The 2,909-nt window shown below is 38.3% G+C and carries 2 protein-coding genes and 1 pseudogene; all 3 read right to left on the bottom strand.

Annotated features, from left to right (window positions below; genetic code table 11):
• Positions 1 to 39: 39 nt before the first annotated feature.
• Positions 40 to 1,254 carry a thiamine pyrophosphate-dependent dehydrogenase E1 component subunit alpha gene (locus ABYD77_RS18570; protein ID WP_372771581.1) on the bottom strand — a complete coding sequence of 405 codons (1,215 nt, stop codon included), beginning with the start codon at positions 1,252 to 1,254 and terminating at the stop codon, positions 40 to 42.
• 288 nt (positions 1,255 to 1,542) lie between these two features.
• Positions 1,543 to 2,586, bottom strand: coding sequence for a succinylglutamate desuccinylase (astE, locus tag ABYD77_RS18565; protein ID WP_372771580.1), 1,044 nt, complete (start codon positions 2,584 to 2,586; stop codon positions 1,543 to 1,545).
• Between the two features lie 50 nt (positions 2,587 to 2,636).
• A pseudogene (locus ABYD77_RS18560) lies at positions 2,637 to 2,909 on the bottom strand (phosphoglucomutase, alpha-D-glucose phosphate-specific); the annotation flags it as partial.

Raw genomic sequence — 2,909 nt, 5'->3', positions numbered from 1 at the left:
GCGCAGAATTAATCGCTTGTAACATATTCATTTGTGCCATTATTTGATTCTCCCTGCCGTTGTCGGATAAGCGTCTGGATGTGCTTTAACGTGCGCTTTTAATGCTTCAAGTTGTTTTTCAAGTAATGGAATTGGCGTGTCGTATACATCGCTTACTAAATCTTCAATTGGTGGCTTAGCCACTTTTTCAGCCACTTTTACGGCATCTAAGATCTGTTCACGTAGCGCTTCATCTTGCGCATTATCTTCAGCTTCGTCTAACCAGCCTTTACTAAGCAAGTAACCTTTAAAGCGTTGAATTGGACACTTAGTATTTGTGCTTTCTTCTTCTTTTGAGCGATAACCTGTTGGGTCGTCCGATGTAGAGTGTGCCCCTAAACGATAAGCAATTGATTCGATTAACACTGGGTTACCCGTTTCAACTGAATATTGACGTGCTTTTTGTGTTGCCGCATAAACAGCTAAGGCATCTGCGCCATCAACACGAATCGTTTTAATACCGTAACCGACACCACGACTGGCAATACCGTCACCTGCAAACTGTTCATCTGCTGGCGTTGAAATCGCATAACCGTTATTTCGTGCAAAAAAGATAACTGGCGCTTTTAAAACCGCTGCCATATTAAGACCTGCGTGGAAATCACCTTCAGATGCTGCACCTTCACCAAAATAACATAGCGTAATGTTATTAATCTCAGAGCTTAACTCGCCATTTTCAGCATTAATGTGTGGTATTTTTTGCGAATACGCATAACCCGTTGCCTGAGGTATTTGCGTACCTAATGGTGAAGAGATAGTCATATAATGCAATTCTTTTGAACCATAGTGAATTGGCATTTGACGACCTTTACCTAAATCTTTCTCATTAGAGAACATTTGGTTCATAAATTGCTCAAGGCTAAAACCACGGTAACGTAAGGCTGCTTGCTCACGATATTGCGCCATGATCATATCATCGTCTTTTAATGCAGCGGCACTTGCTGTTACAGCACCTTCTTCACCTAAACATTGCATGTAAAAAGAAACACGGCCTTGGCGCTGTGCTGCTTGCATACGCTCATCTAGCGCTCGAATAAAACGCATTGTTTTGTAGATTTTTAATGCGGTTTCTTGGTCAATATTTGGATCAACTGCGCCTTTAACTAGATGACCATTTTCATCTAATAAACTAACAGTAGGTATGTCTAATGCTGAAGGATCGATAAATTCGAGTGCCTGCGTAACATTTAAAGACACATTTTGCGGGTTCGTCATAGCTTACCTCTAATGATGTAGCGCTTTAAAAATGCGTAAATATCCAATTAAGCAACATAATTAGCATTGTGCTGAGAGACACTTAAACGTTAGGTAAATTGAATTTGACGCATCAAACACATCAACCAAACAATTTAAACAGCTAATTTATGCAAGTGACTGGTATGATTAGTACATATCACCCATAAATTGGACTAATATTAAATTAAAGTTAGCTCGACTTTACGTTAACGTAAACGGATATTCAACTAATTTTAGCTGAATATCCTAAAAGGTGTGGCAAGATATTTATACAAAATCAGTTTTATTTTGCAGGGGGATCACGGTAAGAAGTGCGCGTTGTCCTAGTGCAACTTTTGCATTAGGGAAGATAATGGCTTCACCATCGACTTCAGCAAAATAATCTGTATCGCCATCCGTTGCTAGTAGCTCTCCTTTAGCAAACCCAGTAAAGTTTGCAGCGCTATCGCTAAAAGGAAAACTAAAATCTTTTTGAGTACGATTAATTGTGCGATGAACTTCAAACAATTCAAAATCAGCAAAGTTAAACTCTGGATAAACAATCGTTTCTTGGGAGATTAATTGTGTAAGTGTGTTTTTAGCTTTTTCAAAGCGCGTCATATCGTTTTGACCAAAAGGCTTTACTTTACCAAGCTCGATGGTAAAGGCGTCTGCATTAAATGTACTACTTGAAAAATAGCTAAAGGTTGTCGCAGATGACTTCATCATTAAGATGGTATTAACACCACAACTAAGTAAAAAGCTTAGTTCTTCTTTTTTCCATGGTTTGCCATTTAAAAAAGGATAGACAGCAAACTTGTCGTTTTTAGAATCACGAATTGCAGTATGTAAATCATAATGAATACGTTTACGACCATGTTCACTTTGCTGATTAAAGAAGTTTGAAACATACGCCTCTAATTTAGCAGCGCGGATTTTTTCATTATTTTGTTCGCCTTGTTTATGGGCACCACAAAATAGGCGATTTAAGTTTTCTTCAACAAAACGCTCAGCCACATTCATCGACGCTGGATTACCAAAAATGAATAAAACGCGATGTGCCAGTTGCAGTTCACCTTTAATAACCGCTTTAATCAGTTCATCACATATTTCAATTGGCGCAGTTTCGTTACCGTGAATGGCTGATGACAGTACAATGTCTTTGTTACCATACTGTACTGGCGTAAACTGAATTACACCGGTATCAAGCACTTCAACTTGAGTGCCGTTATTCAAGGTAAAATTAAATGGGTCTAAATGCCATTCGTTGGCACGTGATATTGATAAGAAATCACCTGTTTGTGAGAAATTATTTGTTGTCATGTTACTCATCTTTACATAATAAAAAAGGCGGTAAACCGCCTTTTAAAACATCTTAAATTTTAAGAAATAACTGAATTAACTAAAGCAATAGCTTCTGTTTCTAATTCTTTTAAATGCGCCTCAGATACAAAAGACTCAAGGTAAATCTTATAGATATCTTCAGTACCAGAAGGACGTGCAGCAAACCAACCGTTTTGTGTTGTTACTTTTAAACCACCAATTGCTGCGCCATTACCAGGTGCATGGGTGAGTTTTGCTAAAATACTGTCGCCTGCAAGGGTATCGGCAGTTACATCGTCAGCCGATAATTTAGATAACTTTGCTTTTTGCTG

The organism is Pseudoalteromonas sp. (genome assembly GCF_041629635.1).
Lineage (GTDB): Bacteria > Pseudomonadota > Gammaproteobacteria > Enterobacterales > Alteromonadaceae > Pseudoalteromonas.
This window is presented reverse-complemented; position numbering and strand designations above follow the sequence as displayed.

Coding starts and splice junctions, on each gene's coding strand:
- ABYD77_RS18570 (WP_372771581.1), bottom strand. CDS start 1,254: ATGACGAACCCGCAAAATGTGTCTTTAAATGTTACGCAGGCACTCGAA.
- astE (WP_372771580.1), bottom strand. CDS start 2,586: ATGAGTAACATGACAACAAATAATTTCTCACAAACAGGTGATTTCTTA.